Origin of the sequence: Phyllobacterium sp. UNC302MFCol5.2 (assembly GCF_000686005.1) — a bacterium.
Taxonomy (GTDB): domain Bacteria; phylum Pseudomonadota; class Alphaproteobacteria; order Rhizobiales; family Rhizobiaceae; genus Phyllobacterium; species Phyllobacterium pellucidum.
The window spans coordinates 352946-373107 of the sequence record NZ_JMLL01000012.1 but is presented as its reverse complement, the minus strand read 5'-3'; the positions used below and the strand labels follow the sequence as shown (position 1 = coordinate 373107).

The following is a 20162-nucleotide window of genomic DNA, read 5'->3' as shown; positions in this document are numbered from 1 at the left end:
CAGCGGTCGTTGTTCACGATTGGTCATCAGCAACCTTTACACGGCAGACGTCGTGGAAATCCAGCGCAATACTTCGCAGATGTCAGAATATTTTCTGAGGCTAAGTTCAGGTCGCAACTTAGGTTTAGATACGGTATGTTTCGACCTTACAGCGCTCGCAGACGTGTCGTATTCAACAGCCCCTGCTCCTCGAGCACGGGGTAAGCCATCGAAGCGAGCAGCGAGTTGATCTGCTTTAAGTCGCGGATCGTGTCGAGGTGAATGGAGCTCGTCTCCAGGCTGCGCGGCGTGCCTTCGCGCAGGCGGCTGAAATGCCGGTCACTGGTTTGCTTTTCCACATCCCGCAGATGATCTTTTTCAAGCACGAGCTGATGTGCTGTTTCGCGATCGCGCGAAACAAGGACGTTGAACGCCATCCGCGCATTGGTTAGAACCCTTGCATGGAAATCGCTGAGTTCGCGCCAGCCTTCATCGGTAAACTGAAGCTTGCGGTCCATCTTCTTTTGCACGAGCGCCAGCATGTTGCGCACGATGATGTCGCCGACCTGTTCGAGCTTGACGCAGGCGCCGAGTAGTTCGCGCGCCCGGCCCACCTCATAATCCGACAGTTTCCGCGTCGTCAGTTTGGCGAGATAGAGCTTGATGGCGGCGTGCTTGCGGTCGACCTTGTCATCGAGCGCCGAGAGTTCGTCGATCCGTGCCTGGTCGGGATTTTCATAAAGATCGATAATGCCGCGCAGCATGATTTCAACCGTCTCGCAGACGGCAACCGCCTCGCGTGTCGCATTCGCAAGGGCAAGGCTCGGCGTGTCGAGCACGCTCTCGTCGAGGGCACTGAGCTCGGCATGATCGAGCGACCGAGGCGATTCGGTTGGAACGTTAATGGCGACGACAGCCTTCGTGGCCTTGAGAACGAGATGGGAGAGGGGAAGTCCGGCAATGAGGATGATGATGTTGAAGAGAATATGGCCATTGATCACCTGATCGGCCGGCGCGGCGCCCAGGAACGCAATCGATGGCTTAAAGCTCAGATAGAGGATCAGGATCACGACCGAACCGAGCCCGCGCATCAAAAGGTTGCCCATAGGAACGATGCGAACTTGCGGCGCCGCATTTCGGGTTAGAATTGGGGCGATGAATGACGAGCCAAGGTTGACGCCGCAGATCATGATGATGCCGAGTTCCGGCTGGATCAGGCCGCGGGAAGCGAATGTGACGACGAGCAATACCGCGGCGATGCTCGAGTGGAACAGCCAGGTCATGACCGCCGCCAGAAGGAAAGCGGTTACGGGATCGGTGTCGAGGTAACCGACGATCACTGGCAAGAGGTCGCTGTTGCGCAAGGGCTCGGTTGCCTGCCCGGTCATCTGGAGCGACAGCACCAGCAAACCGATACCGACAAGAATACGACCCATCTGCCGCCAGTTGCTGCGCTCGGTCGACATGAAGATGGCTGTGCCGGCCACAAGGCAAAGCGGAACCAGCAGGGTCAGATCGAACGAGAGGATTTTGACCACGAGGGCCGAGCCGACCTCGGCGCCGCGTACCGCCATCAACCCGGCAATGCCGCTGACGATGCCGGAGCCGACGAAGGAGCCGACGAGCAGGCTCACCGCCGTCGAACTTTGCAGGGCGATGGAGAGCATCAGGCCCCAAAGGGCGGCAAGCATAGGGTTGTGCAGGACACCGCGCAGGCTTTGTCGCATGCGTTCACCATACGCCCGCTCCACACCGGTGCGGACCATGCGCGTTGCCCAAAGTAGCAGCGCCACCGCGCCCGCAAGGTGCAACAAAACCGAAGAGCCGTTCACCTCATGTTTTCCTTCAGTGCATAGACCGCAGAGCAATGGCGCGTGCACGTACAAATCAATTTGCCAGGCTCCCAACGAAGCCTTGATCCAGCTTACTCTCGCCGAACCAGTTAAGGCGGTTTACGCATACATGACCCAAATCAATGAGATCGTTCTCATCCCCCTTGGAGGAGCTGTGATCGCGGCCACGTGGCACGATCAGCGTGGTGACGCCATTTTCTTCATTGAGGACGTCAGCGCTCCGCCCAATCTTGTCACGTCCGATACGGGGTTGTCTGATCGACGCCGGCAAGTCTGCCGGCAAATTGACGCTGAGCCAATGTCCAGCCTCGGCCCACTTGCTTCGCTCTTCCCATGCCCGCCTGATAAAGCCGGTTAGCCAGTGGATATCGGCGGGCGTTTGACGTGGCTCCTTGACTCTTGAAAAGCCAATCGCAGGAATCCCCCAGAAAGTCGCCTCGCGGGCGATGCCCAGTGTACCGGAGTAGGCAAGATCTTCAGCGACATTGCGACCGTCATTAACGCCTGCAAGAACCAGATCAGGCTTGGGCTGGTCATTGAACAACCAACTCATTGCGGTAACGACGCAGTCGGCTGGCGTGCCTGAGCAGGAATAGCGCCTTTCGCCAGCTTGCCGCATCGTCAATGGGCGAGCAATGGTGATCGACGAGCTTGCGGCTGTACGTTTTCCATCCGGAGCGACGATCCATACGTCATCGGTCACCAGTCGCGCAGCTTCCCACAACTTTCCGAGCCCCGGCGCGTCGATACCATCGTCGTTACAAACAAGAATTCTCATAAAGTGCTCCAGGTCAACATCGGGCTTCATACAATACGCCGCTGTCCCGACTTGGCGGTGACATCCAGTTTCGGCAAATAAGTTTTCAGTTCCTTAAGCGTCTCTACGACGCAAGAATGCCCCAGAACCGGCGGACGGCCGGCACTCTCCCAAATCGCCACGCTTCCGTCTCTGGTCGGATGCGTAGGCAGTCGTATCCATTCGGCACGTTTCTCCGAGAAGAGCCTACTCGCCGGCGTATTGGGAGGTATGTGACCGGTCAGCAGAATGGGCAAATTCTGCTCCGCCGCCCGACAGATCGCTCCCACCGAGGGACCAGCACTTCCCATGCCGTCATATGTGAGGAGAGGACAATCCGGAAATGGGGCTTCTTCGCGCCAATCGAGCGCCCTATTGAGGCACGCTTGCAGCACCGGAGCGATACCGGGCAAGAATGCGTCACTTGCGGCGATCTGAGCAGCGATTGGCTCGCGCATCGAAGCATGTATGGCGAACCGTCCCTGCAATATTGCCATTAGCTCGAGGGGTTTGCCCGACAGAGGGATCGGGAGTAAGCAACCCGCTTGCCGGTTGCCGATCCAGTCGCGAATAGCCTGGCTGCGTTCATTTCCGGAAATCGGATCCGCACCGTAGGATGCATCGAGAACCAGGAGATCACATCTGGAGATCGCATCCATCGCAAGGACGTTGCTCTCGGGGACAACATCGGCAGTATAGACGACGTTCGACCCACCTGCTTCGGCACCAAACCAGACGCCGCCCGGAACGTGGCCCGAACGGCCGGTCGCGATGCGAATATCGCCGACATCTATTTCATCGCCCGCGAAAAACGTCCTGATTCCTTGCAGATTGACAGGAAATGAGCGACCACTCCCATTGCCGGCATACTGTTCCAGCATGGCCGGCGCCTCCGACAGCGTTTCGGCCGTCATATAAACTTGACCACGGAAGCCCCGGGATTGAAGCCAACTCAGGCCGCCAATGTGATCCTCATGCGCGTGCGATATGAAGAGTGCATCGACCCGGGAAATTTGATCATCGTCGATAGCCGGGTAATACTCCCTGCCCACAGCGCCAACCTTGATACCAACATCGCACACTATGCTCGTGGTTTGCGTTGCTATGCCAACGCTGGTACGGCCTTTTTCGCCAAATCCGCCAAACAGATCGACGCGGATCACGATACGTACTCCTGCGGAATGACCCAACCTGATATGACGCGAATTTGTATTCGATCACCAGCTTTGAGTCGTTTCGGTTCAGGAAGATCGAAATGGAGTTCCAGATCAGACCCGTCCAACGGTCTCGCCTCGATACGGGCACCGCCGCCGCGATAGATGCATCGTTGGATTTCAATGGGAATGCCACCGGTTTCGACCAATTCAATGTCTGCCGACCGTATGCAGGCATTGGCCGGAGCAATGACCTTTTGATCCGAACTGCATCGAAGCTGGACGTCGTGTCCGAGCATCCGCGCTCTGCACTTGCCATTTTGCGCAGATAGAATCTCAATCGGGAAGACCATGCCCTGCGCGATGAACGATGCCACCATCTCGGTAGCGGGTTGTTCGTAAAGTTCGCGCGGGGTTGCAAATTGGACGAGAACTCCCTTGTCCATCACGGCAATCCGATCTGCGAGCGCCATAGCCTCGGCCTGATCATGGGTAATATAAACGATCGTAGTGCCAGTCCGTTTATGGAATGATGCGAATTCGTCCTCCATCGAGGCGCGAAGATGAACGTCCAAATTGGCGAGTGGCTCATCGAACAGGACAAGGGATGGCGCAGAAACAAGGCAGCGCGCCAACGCCACACGTTGTCTTTGACCTCCGGAAAGGTTGGAAGGGCGGCGATCGCCAAAACCCTTTAGATCGACGAGAGCAAGCGCTTCCTCAATACGCCGGTGTCTTTCGGTCTTGTGGACCTTGGCGACCTTGAGGCTGTAGCCCACATTTTCCGAAACGGTCATATGAGGCCACAAAGCGTAGTTCTGGAAGACAATTCCAACTCTGCGCGATTCCGGCGGTATGTTGATAGACGGGCTCGACATCAGATTGCCGTCGACGGTAACAGTGCCTTCTGTGACCTTCTCGAAGCCAGCGATCAAGCGCAATAACGTCGTCTTGCCGCAACCTGAAGGGCCAAGGATCGCGACAAATTCACCGTCGCGCACGTCCAACGATACGTTCGTTAGCGCGTTGAACCCGGCGAAACTTTTCGACACATTGTTGATTTTTAATCCCGCCATGGGAGCACTCCAGCTGGAAGATGCCGCGCAAAAAGACTGGTGAACAGCATGAGAATGAAGGTTAAAGCGACGGTGAGGACTGATATGGCCGCCGCGTAATTCGAATCACCGCCCTGTTCGAACGAAAAGATCACGACGCCGATCGTCTCGGAGCCTGACGCCCAGAGCAATGCCGACACGGTCAACTCGCTGAACGCGGTCATGAAGATCAATATTCCGCCCGCAAGTGTCGCTGGGGCGACGAGCGGAAAGATGATCGAGCGCATGCGATAGAGCAGCTTTGCACCCGCAACCTGCGCTGCTTCCTCAAGTGAACGGTCAATTTGGTGCAAGCCGCTGATCGTCGGACGGACCGCCAGCACTAGAAATCGCGCCAGATATGCATAGAAGATGATCCAGATCGTATTGTAAATCTGCACCCCAAGAATCGGCAATGGCTTCAAAAACAGAAGAAGGGAGGCGATGGCAAGCACCACTCCAGGCAAGGCATAGGGCAATTCCACGGAAAGGTTCAGGAAATTTGTCCACCACCGTACACGCCAGGTGACGAGGTAAGCGAGTGGAACGGCAAGCACCACCGCGAAAAGAGCCGCAGCTATCGAGAGACCAAAGCTGTTAAGAAAGGCACGGCTTGCTGCAGTGTGGTCGAACATGACGAAGGCATAGTTAGCCAACGTTACCGTCTTCGCATTCAGCGGTATGCCGTAAGCCGAAACAAGCGACGTGAGGAACAGGCCGAGAATAGGCAAAATAAGAACGACCACGATCAGTGACCACATCAAAATTTCGAAACAGATGCGCCAACCCCCAAGCTCGAACGGAGCAGCGGGCAATGAAGTTGACGCTATCCGATAATCTCGGCGGCGTGACGTGTAGTCCTGTGCCAGGATACCGGCGATGGCGATCAGTCCTATCAGGAACGAAAGCACAGCAACTTCCGACAAGACGGCGGGACCACCGCCGGCCAACCGCTGATAGATAAGTGTTGGCAGGACCAGATAGTTTGCAGGAATTCCCAGGAAAGCAGGAATACCGAAATTTCCGACACACGATACAAAAGCAAGCGCCGTCGCGCCGATTATCGATGGCGTCATGAGCGGTAGGATAATCGTGCGTAAGACCGTAAGGCGGCCTGCACCCGAACTAAGTGCGGCCTCTACCAACTCGCGGGGAAGCTTTCGCAATCCCGCACGCACCATCAGAAACACCAGCGGACCATATTGGACACCAAGCAAGACGATAATGCCGGTTGTCGAATAAAGGGGATTCCGGCTACCCAGTGCTGGTGCTAAGCCAACGAGCTTGAGGAAGGGGCTGGCCGGTCCAAACAATTGCAGCCAGGCCAGTGCCGTTACCTGCGGTGCAATAAGCAGCGGAACAACGTAGAATAAGACGAATGGGCTCTTGGCGCGTACGTCTGTCAGGCTGACCAGCAAAGCGACGCTGGTCCCCAGCACGACTGAGAGTAACGTGCCTCCGACACCAACTTGCAGGGAATGCCACGTTGCCGTCCAGGTAGTCGAACTGCCCATCGCCGTCTGGATCGGGCGAAGCGAGAAGCTACCCTGAGGCATTACCAGCTCGAACACCAACCGTCCCATGGGGAGGATGGATAGTGTCGCGACGACAAGCGTCACCCCTGCGATCAGGGCCATGTCAATGCCCTGACGCTGTTTGGTCTGCGTTAACATGCTGTTCCTTAGCCGCCGAACATTTGCGAGAATTTTTGCTTGTCGACGTCCGTCGTTTCGAGAACTTTTTGAGTTTCGATAGGCATGACCGTGACTTTGATGCCTTCCGGCAGCCAGGCAGGGCGACCAACCGAGGGCTTGGCCGGCAGATACCCTTGGCTTAGAGCGAGTTTCTGGCCGTCATCAGAAAGGATGAAATCGACGAACTTTTCTGCTGCAGGGACGTTTTTTGCCGTGGACATGATTGCCACTGGCTCAGTCACAGCCGGCACGCCTTCAGACGGGAATACAAACTCGATGGGTGAACCTTTTGCCTTTGCGTTGAGTGCCATAAAATCCACGAGAATGCCGTATGGCTTTTCGCCGCTTGCCACCGATTTCAATACAGCGCCGTTACCACGTACGCTCACGACTTCGTTTGCCTTGAGCTTTTCGAAGTAGTCCCAGCCGAGTTCGGGTTTTGCGGCAAAACCACTGAGCATGTAAGCGGCTGCTCCCGAATAGAGGGGGCTGGGCATGACAATCATGCCTTTGTATTCCGGCTTAGCGAGATCTGCCCAATGTTCTGGTTTGGCGGTGGCCGCAGAGTTATAGGCGATGCCGGTGGTGATGAGCTTGCTGCCGAAATAGGTCTTCTCCGGATCATAAGAATCCGTAGAAAATCCATCAACGTTAGCTTTCTCGTAGGCCTTCAGCTTACCTTGCTTCTTCAAGCCTTCCATGCTCACCGCATCGGCAATGAGGAGCACATCGGCTTGGGGCGCGCCGGCCGAGAACTCCGCTGCAAGCTTGCTCATGATGTCGCTCGTACCCGAACGATAGACCTGCACGTCGATATCAGGATTGACTTTCTTGAAAGCTTCCACCGTCTTGGCCGCATCGGTATCCGGTTGCGAGGTATATAGCATCAGCGATTCAGCCTGCGCCGAGGCCCAAAACATCGAGGCGGCCAACAAGGCCGGCACGCCTATGGCAATGCGCATCAACTTGTTCATGTTAATTTCCTCCCGGGTTCTCTTGCGACAAGCGCAAACGCTTTGTCAGTTAATCCTCCATGCAAAGGCGCCGTAACCCATGAACACCCTTGCTTGAACATATAATCAATGTTCATTTGTTTCATGTCAATGACAATTGAACAGTTTTGATGTAAAACGAAACGGCCAACACAAAGAAAGCGGCCCATGGAAGCTGAAGCCCTCCCGATCGTTTCCTCCGACATAAAGGTGAAGACAGCCTGGCTGTACTATGTTGAAGGCATGACCCAAGAGCAGATTGCCGACAAGCTCAAGGTCAGCCGTGTCAAGGTCATGCGAACGCTTGCTGCCTGCACTGCCGAGGGGTTGGTCATAACAACGATCAATACTGCCACGGCAGAGCAGATCGCTCTGGAACGAAGACTCGAGGCTCAATGGAGCCTCGCCTCGGCAATTGTTATTCCGACCCCGAGTTCGGATGAGCACCTGGAAACCGCATTGGGGCATGCCGTTGCACAATATCTGGGCGAACAAATGCAGGATGGCATGACACTCGCGATCGGCGGCGGCGCAACACTTTTTGCAAGTATCCGATTTATTGAGCGTCGAAAGCTATCGAATGCGGCTGTGGTTGCGCTCGTTGGGAGCCTCGCCCATTCGCGTTGGATCAACCCGTCCATTGTTGCAGCAAAAGTGGCCGAGGCTTTCGACATCGACAGCTATCAGATCACAGCGCCGGTCATCGTAGACGATGAGCTATTGCGCGAGGCCCTCTGGCATCAGCCTACCCTCGAGGAGGTGCGCCAACGGGCGGCTCGAGCAGATATCGCGCTTCTGACCGTGGGTGACATTTCGCGGCAATCAACGATCTTCCGGCACGGCATCGTGCCGAACGAACTGGTTGATCCCCTGAAGGCCCAAGGCGCAGTTGCCAACATTCTTTGCTATTTCATCGACAGGGAAGGCAAGCTGGTAGACCATATGATAAATCGTATGGTGATGGCCATTGACCTCGATATTGTCGCTCGGATACCAAATGTGGTCATTGCAGCGGGGGGGAGTTCCAAAGTCGAAGCCATTAAGGCGGCGCTGAAAGTCGTGCCCGCACGGGTCCTCATAACCGATAGCCAAACGGCTACTGCCCTGATAGGTTAAACTATGCCCCGGCTGCGCAGAAAATCTTTAAGCCCGACATGGGTGATGGCTTCAAACTCCTCGACAGCCTCGGCAAAGCGCTTGCGCTGGCTAATAAGGTAGGCAAATACCTGTTTCATCTCGATGGACACGCCGAAACGCTCCCAGCGTTCGGCTACGTGCGCTGGCATGCCCAACTCAGCGCAGAATTCCACGACAGTGCGATAGCCGAGCAATTCCAACGCAGATCGTAACTCTTCTCCCGACATACGTTCTTCGAGCGCATGATCATGAAGTCGCTGGGCGACGAGCCGCAAATCAGCGGGCGACGAACCCATTACTCGGTTAAGAATGGAACGGACCTCGGCAGGAAACGGCGGCATCAGAAACTCCAGATTCGAAATGAGTAAATTAGCTTAGACCGAAGCATCCCTGTTCGCCAGCGCATTTGTTTATAAGGACAGCGTCGCACTTGGACAAACTCGCCTCCGCGCTGTCGATCGAAATACGTCCATATAATCGCGAATTTCAATTGGTGCCGATGAATCACCATACCCGCCTAAACGCATCGCGGAATAAAGCCATTCTCAACTCGGCGCGAGTTTTTCACCCACGCGAGGACCCCACCGCCTCTTCGCCCACACCAATGCTTACCCTTTGATGCGCGCACCTGCGACGGCGGGAAAATGTCCGCTTTGGCCAATCCCAAACCCCGGCGGCAGAGCTCTGATGTCCGCTTTTCGTGTGGGGTGTCCTAGCAGCGGACGGTCGGCCGTCGGCCCCGACAGTGTTCTCATGAGTTGTTCTTGCGGCCAATGTTGGTCGAAGGAGAACGAAAATGGCTATTGCACAATATGATCCTAACGCACTAGGACGTCCGGCATGGAACGCTGGCCAAAAGGTTGGCGTCAAGAAGCCGCTTAAACAGCGCCAGATTTGGGCGATCCGCCTCTTCTCCTGAGTCGCAGGTCATCGTGCTCCAATGCAATTCCTCCTCTCAATTCCTCGACGAACACCTGAGCGGTGCGGGACATCGGCCGGGCAGCCGACCATACGACGCGGGCGCTCGTCTCAATCCGCGGCACGAAATCTCTCTGGACGAGATCGGGAAAGACATCGACAGGCATCCACGGATCGACCAGCGCGACCGTTGTCGTCGTATCGAGGAGAAGGCAGGTAGTAACATGATGGTTCACAGCAATGGCAACGTTAAGGTCGACCTTGCAACTGCGAAATGTCGCCTGTACCGCATCGTATATCGAATGATGTGTGTTGGTTATCAGCGAATACCGTTTGAGGTCGTGCGGCCGGATCACTGACTGGCGCGCCAGCGGATGATCCTTGTGTACCAGGATGCGCAACTCGGAAACAGTTAGGTCTTCCGCGGTTAATTCCGGCGCATTGAAGGGACTGGCAATGACACCAATATCGATCTGCGAAGTATTGGCGAGTTCGACGACACGGCGGGAATTGGTGATATTCATGACGACACGAACGTTCGGGTGCTGCTCGCGAAACCGTTTCACCGCGGGCGCGAGATAGGAGTAACTCAGGGACGGCGTCGACGCCATGCTCAAAAGCCCAGACTGGGCTTCGCGCAGATCCTCGGCGTACCTGCGGATGGATTCGAACTTCTGGAAAAGCGTTTCCACTTCCGGCAGCAGGCTCAACGCCTCCGGCGTAGGCTCGATGCGGCCATGCGCGCGCCGAAAGAGTGGCATTCCGAGTTGATCCTCGGCATAGCGCAGGGCTGTGCTCACCGCGGGCTGAGAAATGCCAAGAAGGCGCGCCGCCTCGGTGATCGAGCCGCCGCGCATAATAGCATAGAAAATCTCAAGTTCGCGCAACTTCAACATCGCATAACCTGTATTTATGGGCAGTGCACAAAATACTATTGGAATAAATGCGCGCCAGCGTGCAGCCTGTCAACGGGTCGGTGCTATTGAGGAGCAGCACCCGACCCCACAAGGACAGGGGAGGAGTGATTGCATGGCGCCGGTCGGCATCAGTAGCGTTCGCAAGTCTTTTGGTGCGCTCGAGGTGGTGCACGGCGTCTCGATTGACATCAAGGATGGTGAGTTCGTAGTGCTCGTCGGCCCCTCTGGTTGCGGGAAGTCCACCCTTTTGCGAATGGTCGCGGGCCTCGAGGACGTCACGTCAGGCGAAATCAAGATAGGCGAGAAGGTCATCAACAACCTTCTGCCGCGCGACCGGGACGTGGCGATGGTGTTCCAGAGCTATGCGCTTTATCCACTCAAGAACGTCCGCGAAAATATGGCGTTTGGATTGCGCATGCGACGCACGGCGAAAGAGGTCGTGGAAGAACGTGTGGCGTCGGCCTCCAAAACCCTTGGTCTAAAGGAATATCTCGAACGTTTCCCGAAGGAGCTGTCGGGCGGCCAGCGGCAGCGTGTCGCCATGGGCCGGGCGATCGTGCGTGCACCTCAAGTTTTCCTTTTTGACGAGCCCCTTTCGAACCTCGATGCACGGCTGCGTGCACAGATGCGCGTCGAGATCAGCCTGCGCCACGAACGACTGCGGACCACCAGCATCTATGTGACACACGACCAGGTCGAAGCCATGACCATGGCCGACAGAATAGCTGTCATGCGCGATGGCATTGTTGAGCAGTTCGGTACGCCAACAGAGCTCTATGACCAGCCTGCCAACGCCTTCGTCGCCTCTTTCATTGGTTCTCCCCCCATCAACATGATGAAAGGGTCGCTACAGCGAACGGCAGAGGAGGCCTGGGTGGACCTCGGTGCAGGCGTCCGCCTGCCAGTGCCGCAGGGGGGGAATGGCGAGACCGGAATGCCGGTGACGTACGGTGTCCGCCCGGAGAACATCGTAATAGGCGGCCCACACGCTCTCGAAGCCAGGGTTACGCTCGTCGAAATGATGGGGCCGAACTATCAGGTCCTCGCAACGTCAGGCGAGCACCAGCTCTGCCTGACGGTTGACAGGTCAAATCGCGTTGCCGCCGGCGACCTCATTTCGCTCGGCTTCGATCTTAAGTCGGTTCATCTGTTCGATCAGAAAACCGGGGTTCGCATCTAGGAGAAACAAAATCGGGAGAACACCCGAACGAAGAAATCTTCAACTGGGAGGAGTTGCATGATGTTCGAAATGACCCGCCGCGGCATATTGGCCGCCGTAATTTGTGGAATGGCCTTTTCCGGCACCAACTGGGCCGAGGCTGCCGACAGCCCGTACAAGGGCGTCACCGTTCGATTCCTGACGTCGAGCAATGCGTCGCAGGATGCTTTTTCGGAGAAGATAAAGGAGATCGGCGCCGCCTGGGGCATGAATGTCGAGATCCGCAAGCTCACCACAGACGAGCTTCAGAAGAAAGTGGTCCTGGATTATGTCGCCGGGGCCGATACCTGGGACCTCGTCTATTCCGGTGGCGTACAGCGCACATTCCAGTGGTACAATCAGGGCATTTTCGATGACCTTGCCCCTCTGATCGCAAAGTATGGCGACAAGAAGCTGCTCGACTGGGATGGCATAAGCGAATCCGGCCGCGGGGCGGTAATGCTCGACGATCACATCATGGGGCTCACGATAGCGGCCAGTGACCAGGCGCTGGCCTATCGCAAGGACCTCTTCGAAAATCCGGAGGAGCAGGCGGCGTTCAAGGCGAAGTACGGCTACGACCTGAAACCGCCGGTGACCTATGAACAGTATCACGACATGGCAGCCTTCTTCACGCGCAAGAAGGGGGAGAAGCTTGCCGGCAAGGTATTGGACAATGATTCCTATGGTCTCATCAATTCCAACAAGAAGGGGACGTTCCTCTGGCACGATTATGAGAACCAGTTGATGGCCTTCGGCGCCCAGGTCTGCGATCCCAAGACCATGAAGGCCGGGCTGACCTCACCTGAAAGCATAAAGGCGGCGGAATACTACAAGTCGCTCATCCCGTACTGGCCACCGGACCACATCAACATGGCGAGCGGAGAAACCATGGCCTTGTTCGCCGCCGGTCGCGTCGCCATGAATATCGAGTATTTCGACCGCGTCGTGTATACGATGGGTAAGGGCGAGGGAGCGATCACGTCCGAACAGGTCGGCTACACCTATCCCCCCACGGAAGACAACAATGCCCGCGGCCTGAAACATCCCTATCGTGCCGGGCCGGCGGTGATCTCCATCTTCAGCCGGTCGAAGAACAAGGAGGCTGCGTACAAGCTCCTCGAGGCGGCATCATCCCTCGAGAGCCAGGTGGACATGGCACGCAAGACCCCGGGCTTCATGCCCTCCCGCACCGCTGCGCTCGAAACGCTAAAGGGCGAAATGCCCTACCTTCAATATCTGATCGACGTCGCCAATGGCGGAGCCGATGCGCTCTCGGACGCGCAGGAGATGCCCTATCCCTGCATCCTTGCTTCATCGGAAATCGGTGATGCAGTGAGCGACGCGATATCGCAGATCCTGATAGGAGGCGAGATTCCCGACGAGCTCGAGAAAGCGCAGGCAAAGGCGCAGAAGGCTCTCGACAAGGTGAGGGGCTCCCTCGCCAAATAGATCATACCCCCAAGCTGAAACTGCACGCGGCCTGGCCGCCGCGTGACTGAACAACGGACGACCGCATTCCGTTCACAGGAGATGTCATGCCTGCTTTCCGCACCAGAGCACTGGAAATACATAGCGACTATGTCTGGGATTTCGACTGGGTCAACAAAGCGCTGCGTTTCGTCCGCGAACACGGTTTGACCAGCCTCGTTTTCCATCAGAACGATATCGTGGACAAGCTCACCTATCCAGCGGGAATCTTCGCCAAGGGAAAGAATTTCGCCAACATCCACGATCGCTATCGGGGCATCTACCGTGAACTCTACAAATACGCAGCACGCGATCGCAGCGTCCCGAACATGCGCCGGGACTACCTAAAACGCATTCTGGAACTCGCCGACCGGCAAGGCACGGAAGTCTGGCTCGAAAATAAGGAACTGTGGTTCCACGATGTCTTCGCCGAACTCAATCCCCAGATTTTCAAGAATGGAGCACTTTGCCCGAACGAGCCGGTCTGGTGGGACTACATCAACACGAAATACGAGGATCTCTTCTCCGACATAGACGGCATTGCCGGTATCATAACCGCTCCCGCCACCCGTGAAAGCCGGCTCTCGATCTCGGGTCACCGCTGCACATGCGTTCTCTGCAAGTCGAGGCGTCCGGAAGACTGGTATCGACGCCTGCTCAAGACGATGTACAAACCCATCAAGGCAGCGGGTAAGACACTGGTGGTGCGCGATTTCGTATTCGATTTAAAGACCCAGACTGAAATCGCGACGGTGATGGAGGAACAGCCCGATGACGTCATCATAAGCCTCAAGAATACACCCCACGATTATTACCCGACGTTTCCGCACAATGTACGCATTGGCGATGTCGGAAACCATCGCCAATGGATCGAATATGATGTTATGGCGCAGTACTATGGCTGGGGCGTCGGGCCGAGCCATATGGTCGATGACATTCGCTATCGCCTGGACTATGCCCTTAAGCACGACGTAGAGGGCGTGCTGATCAGGACCGACTGGGAGGCTTTGCAGGGTCACACGACTTTCCACACCCCGAACGTGCTCAATCTTTATGCGGCTGCCGCTCTATCCAACGACAATGCAACATCGAAGCGGGAGATCTACCGCGACTGGCTGAAAGGCGAGAACTATCTCAACTCCAATGCCGGCGAAGCGGACATCGATGAGGCGGTCGCCTGGTCAATAGAGCTCCTCGGCGATTCCTGGGAGATCGTTCGACGCGCGCTCTACACCAACAGTTGCGTATTTTCGGATTCCAGCACGTTTCCGGTCAGCCTTGCCCATGCCTGGTGGCTGGCGGAGGAAAAAAACAGTCTGCGCGACTGGGACCCCACCAAGGAGCACGCGATGGATGCGGACGAGCCCAACGTGCACCGCATCCTTGCGGAGAAGGACGAGGCGCTGCGGCGTGTCGAGGCCCTCAAGGATGTGATCAAGCACAAGCCAAGCGCACTGACCGATGCGGCCTACGAGAATTTCGTTGGACGGATAGAAGTGTTTCGACGCTACGTGCGCGGGTTCCGTGAAATCGGCCAGGCATGTATCCTCACCAAATACCTGACGGAAAATAACGAAAAATCGGCCTTTCGAGAGGATGCGCGCCGCATGCTCGGCGAGCGGCTCCAGGGACTGCTCGATCTCGCGGCAGAACTTCGCGACTATCGCAAGCGGACTGATCATGGGTTCACGACCTATATCGGTCTTGGCAGTGAACGACTGGAAGTTCTCCACACGGATTTGACCAGACTGCTTTGCGCCAGCGCGTCGACCAACCCGGTCGATCAGCTGACTCCATCATGAACGCATTGCGGCTTGTCCCCGTTATTTCAAGCCAAATCCACTGCATCGAAGGAGCCAATGATGAGTTTCGACTTCCGCGGACTGGAGCTTAACAGCCACTATGTCTGGAACTTCGATTGGGTGAGGAAATCGCTCGCCTTCATCAAGGACAACAACATGACGGCGCTGGTGCTCCACCGAAACGAAATCATCGATCAGCTGGTCTATCCGGCCGGTGTCTTCGCCAAGGGGCAGCGTTTCGAGAACATCTTTGATCGTTACAGAGTCATCCACCGCGACCTCTACAAATACGTCGCCCGCGGGCGCAGTACGCCGATGCAGCTCAGCGACTACTTGCGCCGCGTCATCGAGCTCGCCGACAGGCAGGGGACGCAGGTCTGGCTTGAAAACAAGGAGTTGTGGTTCCACGACTCCATCGTCGAACTCAACCCCCAAGTCTTCAAGAACGGCAGGCTCTGTCCGAACGAACCGGTGTGGATGGAGTTCATCGAACAGAAATATAAGGATCTCTTCAACAATTTCGACAATATAGCGGGGATCATAACGGCCCCTGCCACCCGGGAAAGCCGGCTTTCCATCTCGGGTCATCGCTGCACATGCGACCTGTGCGCCTCGACGCCGCCCGAAGATTGGTATCGGCGCCTGCTGAATGCCATGTACCGTCCCATCAAGGCAGCCGGCAAGACACTCGTCGTGCGGGATTTCGTCTTCGACCGACAGACACAGACCGAAATAGCAACGGTGATGGAGGAACTGCCGGAAGATGTCATCATCTGCCTGAAGAACACGCCGCACGACTATTATCCGACGTTTCCCGACAATGCCCGCATCGGCAATGTCGGACCGCACCGGCAATGGGTGGAGTTCGAGGTCATGGCCCAATATTACGGCTGGGGCATCGGCCCGAGCCATATGGTCGACGATACACGCTACCGGCTTGGCTATGCGCGATCGCACTGCGTTGAAGGGGTGCTCGTGCGTACCGACTGGGAGGCACTGGAAGCCCATTCGGTGTTTCATACGCCCAATCTGCTGAACCTCTATGCGGTCGCCGAACTTGCGGTGGCCGAGGACACTGCCAAGGAAACGATCTATCGGGACTGGCTCGTGGGCGAACAGTATCTGAAGCCCGATGCCACCGGGTCCGAGATCGACGCGGCGGTGGCCTGGTCAATCGAACTTTTGGGCGATTCCTGGGAGATTATCCGGCGTGCGCTCTATACCAACGATTGCGTCTTCTCAGACTCCAGCACCTACCCGGTGAGCCTGGCCCATGCCTGGTGGCTGGCCGAGGAGAAAAACAGCCTGCGCGATTGGGACCCGGCGAAGGAACATGCGATGGATGCGGATGAACCTAATGTGCGCCGCATCCTCGAGGAGAAGGAGGAGGCCTTACGGCGTGTCGATGCACTAGAGGATGTCGTCAAGCGCAGGCCCACGGCAATGACGGATGCTGCCTATCAGGACCTCGTCGAGCGCATCGATGTATTTCGCCGCTATATCCGCGGGTTCCGCGAGATTGGCCAGGCCTGCATTTTGACCAAGTATCTCACTGAAAACGAAGAACCCTCCGGATTTCGCCCCGAGGCACGCCGCCTCCTGCAGGAGAGGCTCGATGGCCTCCTCGAGCTTGCGGCGGATTTCCGTCAATACCGCCATACCACCGATTTCCGCCATACCACCTATACAGCTCTCGGCAGCGAGCGCCTGGAAGTGCTGCATGCCGACCTTTCGCGCATCCTTGCCCTGAATGCCTCCAGGCTGGAAAATCAGGCAGGGACAGGGAGCACCGCATGACAATCACGCGGCAGCAGCGGATTTTTCTCCTGCTTTTTCTGCTCCCCGGCATGTTGTATCTCGTGTCGCTGCGGATCCTGCCGGCACTCTTTACAGTGTTCCTGAGCTTCACAGACTGGGATCTCACCCAGCCCTATGGGCCCGAATTCATTGGCCTGCAGAACTATATCGACATCTGGAACGATCAGCCTTTCATCGATTCAATCTGGCGCTCGCTGACATTTACCGTCGTCGCCACCACCGTCGAACTCTTTTTCGGGTTCGTCATCGCTCTCTTCGTCCATCGCGAGCTGATCCTGAAGAATACGCTGCGTGCCGCCATCCTGACGCCGATGGTGATCACGCCATCGATCGTGGGCGTGATCTGGTCGATCATGTTCCATTCTTCCGTCGGTCCACTCAACTGGCTTCTCGGGCTTGTCGGCCTGCCCGCGGTCGGCTGGCTGACGACGCCCGCCATGGCGATGCTCTCCGTCGTCATTACGGATGTGTGGCACTGGACACCCTTCATGTTTCTCCTGTGCCTCTCGGCAATGCAGATGATTCCCGACGATCTCTACGAGAGTGCGGAGGTCGACGGTGCGTCGCCGGCCCAGCAGCTGTTTCACATCACGATACCCATGGTCCGCGAAACGCTGATCGTCGCGATAATTCTGCGTTCCATGGATGCGTTCGAATTGTTTGCCGAACCGTTCGTAATGACGGGCGGAGGGCCGGGAACGGCAACCGAAACGGTCAGTCTACACATCTATAAATCAGCCTTTCTGTTCTTCCAGATGGGCTATGCCGGGGCGATGGTCGTCGTCTGCATCTTCATCCTCGTCGCCGCCTATTCGCTGTACTGGCGGTTCATAAAGTTCGATTGAGGAGGTTGGGATGGCCAGACGCAAAAAAGAAATTCCGACCGGTACAATGGGCATCGCCATCGGCGTGATCCTCTTGTTCGTCCTTTCGCTGTTCCCGGTGTACTACATGCTTATCACGTCGCTGAAGCCCGCGAACATCCTGCTGGCGCAGCCGCCACGGTTCCTGTTTACGCCGACGCTCGACAATTACGTGCGCCTGCTCGCCGACGGCAAATTCGGCCGATACTACATGAACTCGATCAACGTAGCATTCTGGTCGTCGCTGATCGCGGTCTTCATCGGCACGATGATGGCGTTTGCCTTCACCCGGGTCCGGTTTCGCCTGCGTAAGCTGCTGTTCTTTCTCATCCTGATACCCCGCAGCTTTCCGCCGGTGACGACGATAATTCCGATCTTCTTTGCTGCCCGCGCGCTGGGAATGACGGATCAGGTCATCACGCTGATCGTCTTTGAGGCGGCAGTTAGGCTTCCGCTGGTGGTCTGGGTCATGCGCGGCTTCTTGCGCAATGTTCCCAACGAGCTGGTGGAAGCCGCACTCCTCGACGGATGCGGTCTCCCGGGTGCTTTCTTCCGGATTGTGCTGCCACTCGTCGCGCCAGGACTGGTTGCCGTAGGCATCATCTGTTTCATCGACACCTGGAATGCTTTCTTGGTGCCGCTGGTCCTCACCAACTTCAACGCCGTTACGGCCCCAGTGGCCATCCTCGGCTATATGCAAAGCGAGGAGACTCTCGTCTGGGGCATGATCGCCGCGGGTGGCTTCCTCACCATCCTGCCAATACTCGTGTTTTCGCTCGCCCTGCACAAGTTCCTCTTGCGCGGGCTGACCTCCGGCGCCGTCAAATAGATGGAGATATCAATGAACTTCGATTTTCGCGGACTTGAACTGTGCGGCATGCGGATGTGGGAGAGAGGATCGATCCTCAAGTCCCTCGACTTTATCGAAAAGCATGGCATGACAGCGCTGGTGCTGCACGAGACCGATGGTCTGCAGAAGATTCTATACCCCAGGGTCTACTTCGATCCCTATGCGAAATGGAAGAGTGCCCCCGCGCGCCGTGGAGAGAATGCCATCCTCAACAACCGGGTCTATTTCGAGCACATCCTCAATCTGGCCTCCCATCGCAGGATCGATGTCTGGCTGGAGATCAAGCAGCTTGGCTTTCCTGACGAGGTGCTCGAAATGCGCCCCGATCTCATCAAGGACGGCAATGTCTGTCCGTCGGAGCCGTTCTGGTATGAATTTCTCGAAAACTCGGTCGATGAACTCTATCGCGATTATCCGAAGCTCTCGGGCCTGATCATCAGCGCCGGCTCACCGGAGGGACGGGCTTCGCGGGCTCAGAACAAATGCCAGTGCGAATTGTGCAAACGGACGCCGCTCGCAGACTGGTACGAGAACATCATCCTTTCGATGTGGAAGCCGTCCGAAAAGCACGGCAAGCGCATGGCTGTCCGCGATTTCGCCTACAAGCCCCAGGACCATGAGCCGCTGATCGCTGCCATGGATCGCACGCCCAAGGACATTGCGTTCTGCATCAAGGTGACCCCGCATGATTTCTACCCGACGTTCCCGCACAATTCCGCGATTGGGCGGCTTAGGGATCGGGCGCAGTGGCTCGAATACGATACGATGGGGCAGTTTTACGGCCTGGCAGTGGTGCCCGGCTACGTCGGTTCGGATCTTCGCGATCGCATGGAATATGGCGAGGCGAGGGGTGTGACCGGCGGCGTGTTCAGGGTGGAATGGGAACGCGTGAACGACTGGTGGTCAATCGATACGATCAACGAAACAAATCTCATCGCCGCCGCCATGCTGACGAGTGGGGACGATGTGGCGACGGCGCGTGTCTGCGAGCTCTGGTTGCAATCACAAGGCTGGCCCACCGAAGCTGCGTCTTGGCTCGCATCCGCTCTCGATGAAACCTGGGATATATTGAAGCGCGCGCTTTATATCGACGACTTCATGTTTGCCGATAGCAGCTTCTTTCCGCGTGGTGTCGAGAAAGCATGGTGGACGATGGAAACCAAGCACAGTCTCATCGCGTGGGACCCCTCGCGGGCAGGCGATCTGAAACTCGATCCCCAGCGCATCCAATCTCTGCTTGAGGAGAAGGCCGAAGCGGTAAGGCGTGTCAACGCATACGCGCAAAAGGTTCGGCAGGGCGATCCCTCGCTGCCTGCGGAATTGCGCGAACTGCTGATTGACCAGGCCGGTCTGTTCGTGACCTATGTCGAAGGGTTCGAGGCTTGCGCGCGTGTCTGCCTGTGGGCTCGAGCAAAACAGGAAGGAGTGTCGGCAAGTGATGCCGCACTTGCCGAAGCCATCGATCTTCTCCAGTCCTATAGCGAGCGCATCAGGCCGATCACCGATGACGCGAAATATCCCCATCAGGTCGCTGAATTGATCGATGTGCGCCGCGTAGAGGATGTACTTCGGGAAGGGCGCGCGATCGCGGCGGGGTCGATGGCCGCGTGACCCCGGCCAGTCTCTG

16 protein-coding genes are annotated in these 20162 nt (G+C 56.8%); 8 read left to right on the top strand and 8 right to left on the bottom strand.

Annotated elements, in window-relative coordinates; all coding sequences use genetic code 11:
- Positions 1 to 146 precede the first annotated feature (146 nt).
- The 6 genes from BR48_RS0116485 to BR48_RS0116460 are packed head-to-tail and all read right to left on the bottom strand — an operon-like array spanning position 147 to position 7544.
- A complete protein-coding gene (locus tag BR48_RS0116485; RefSeq protein WP_027232324.1) occupies positions 147 to 1811 on the bottom strand; it encodes a Na/Pi cotransporter family protein in 1665 nt (554 codons plus the stop codon).
- Positions 1812 to 1866: 55 nt separating this feature from the next.
- A complete protein-coding gene (locus BR48_RS0116480; RefSeq protein WP_027232323.1) occupies positions 1867 to 2610 on the bottom strand; it encodes a 5'/3'-nucleotidase SurE in 744 nt (247 codons plus the stop codon).
- Between the two features lie 26 nt (positions 2611 to 2636).
- Positions 2637 to 3818, bottom strand: coding sequence for an MBL fold metallo-hydrolase (locus BR48_RS0116475; RefSeq protein ID WP_245273539.1), 1182 nt, complete (start codon positions 3816 to 3818; stop codon positions 2637 to 2639).
- Entirely contained in the window at positions 3788 to 4858 is a 1071-nt protein-coding gene (locus tag BR48_RS0116470) for an ABC transporter ATP-binding protein (RefSeq protein WP_027232321.1), read from the bottom strand. Before BR48_RS0116470 ends, BR48_RS0116475 begins: the two co-directional genes overlap by 31 nt.
- Positions 4846 to 6549 carry an iron ABC transporter permease gene (locus tag BR48_RS0116465; RefSeq protein WP_027232320.1) on the bottom strand — a complete coding sequence of 568 codons (1704 nt, stop codon included), beginning with the start codon at positions 6547 to 6549 and terminating at the stop codon, positions 4846 to 4848. The genes BR48_RS0116470 and BR48_RS0116465 overlap by 13 nt, the downstream gene beginning before the upstream one ends.
- 8 nt (positions 6550 to 6557) lie before the next feature.
- Entirely contained in the window at positions 6558 to 7544 is a 987-nt protein-coding gene (locus tag BR48_RS0116460) for an ABC transporter substrate-binding protein (RefSeq protein WP_051615081.1), read from the bottom strand.
- Positions 7545 to 7730: 186 nt separating this feature from the next.
- Here BR48_RS0116460 and BR48_RS0116455 point away from each other — a divergent pair, with 186 nt between their 5' ends.
- The gene (locus BR48_RS0116455) at positions 7731 to 8678 is read left to right on the top strand and encodes a sugar-binding domain-containing protein (protein ID WP_027232318.1); all 948 of its coding nucleotides are present in this window, start codon (positions 7731 to 7733) and stop codon (positions 8676 to 8678) included.
- Here the strand turns inward: BR48_RS0116455 and BR48_RS0116450 are convergent.
- Complete coding sequence (locus tag BR48_RS0116450; RefSeq protein WP_027232317.1) at positions 8675 to 9040, bottom strand: hypothetical protein; 366 nt, start codon at positions 9038 to 9040, stop codon at positions 8675 to 8677. The two genes, BR48_RS0116455 and BR48_RS0116450, sit on opposite strands and share 4 nt — an antisense overlap.
- Positions 9041 to 9577: 537 nt before the next feature.
- Complete coding sequence (locus BR48_RS0116445; RefSeq protein WP_027232316.1) at positions 9578 to 10513, bottom strand: LysR family transcriptional regulator; 936 nt, start codon at positions 10511 to 10513, stop codon at positions 9578 to 9580.
- A gap of 133 nt (positions 10514 to 10646) precedes the next feature.
- Here BR48_RS0116445 and ugpC point away from each other — a divergent pair, with 133 nt between their 5' ends.
- From ugpC to BR48_RS0116410, 7 genes are all read left to right on the top strand, one after another.
- Complete coding sequence (gene ugpC / locus BR48_RS0116440) at positions 10647 to 11714, top strand: sn-glycerol-3-phosphate ABC transporter ATP-binding protein UgpC (protein WP_027232315.1); 1068 nt, start codon at positions 10647 to 10649, stop codon at positions 11712 to 11714.
- 57 nt (positions 11715 to 11771) lie between these two features.
- Positions 11772 to 13184 carry an extracellular solute-binding protein gene (locus BR48_RS25550; RefSeq protein ID WP_027232314.1) on the top strand — a complete coding sequence of 471 codons (1413 nt, stop codon included), beginning with the start codon at positions 11772 to 11774 and terminating at the stop codon, positions 13182 to 13184.
- 86 nt (positions 13185 to 13270) lie between these two features.
- Positions 13271 to 15004, top strand: a complete 1734-nt coding sequence (locus BR48_RS24790) for a hypothetical protein (protein ID WP_051615079.1) — start codon at positions 13271 to 13273, stop codon at positions 15002 to 15004.
- A 60-nt stretch (positions 15005 to 15064) separates the two neighbouring features.
- Positions 15065 to 16801, top strand: coding sequence for a hypothetical protein (locus BR48_RS24785; RefSeq protein ID WP_155810903.1), 1737 nt, complete (start codon positions 15065 to 15067; stop codon positions 16799 to 16801).
- A complete protein-coding gene (locus BR48_RS0116420; protein WP_027232313.1) occupies positions 16798 to 17667 on the top strand; it encodes a sugar ABC transporter permease in 870 nt (289 codons plus the stop codon). The genes BR48_RS24785 and BR48_RS0116420 overlap by 4 nt, the downstream gene beginning before the upstream one ends.
- A gap of 10 nt (positions 17668 to 17677) precedes the next feature.
- Entirely contained in the window at positions 17678 to 18514 is an 837-nt protein-coding gene (locus BR48_RS0116415; RefSeq protein WP_027232312.1) for a carbohydrate ABC transporter permease, read from the top strand.
- Between the two features lie 12 nt (positions 18515 to 18526).
- Entirely contained in the window at positions 18527 to 20146 is a 1620-nt protein-coding gene (locus BR48_RS0116410; protein WP_027232311.1) for a hypothetical protein, read from the top strand.
- The last annotated feature ends 16 nt before the right edge of the window (positions 20147 to 20162 follow it).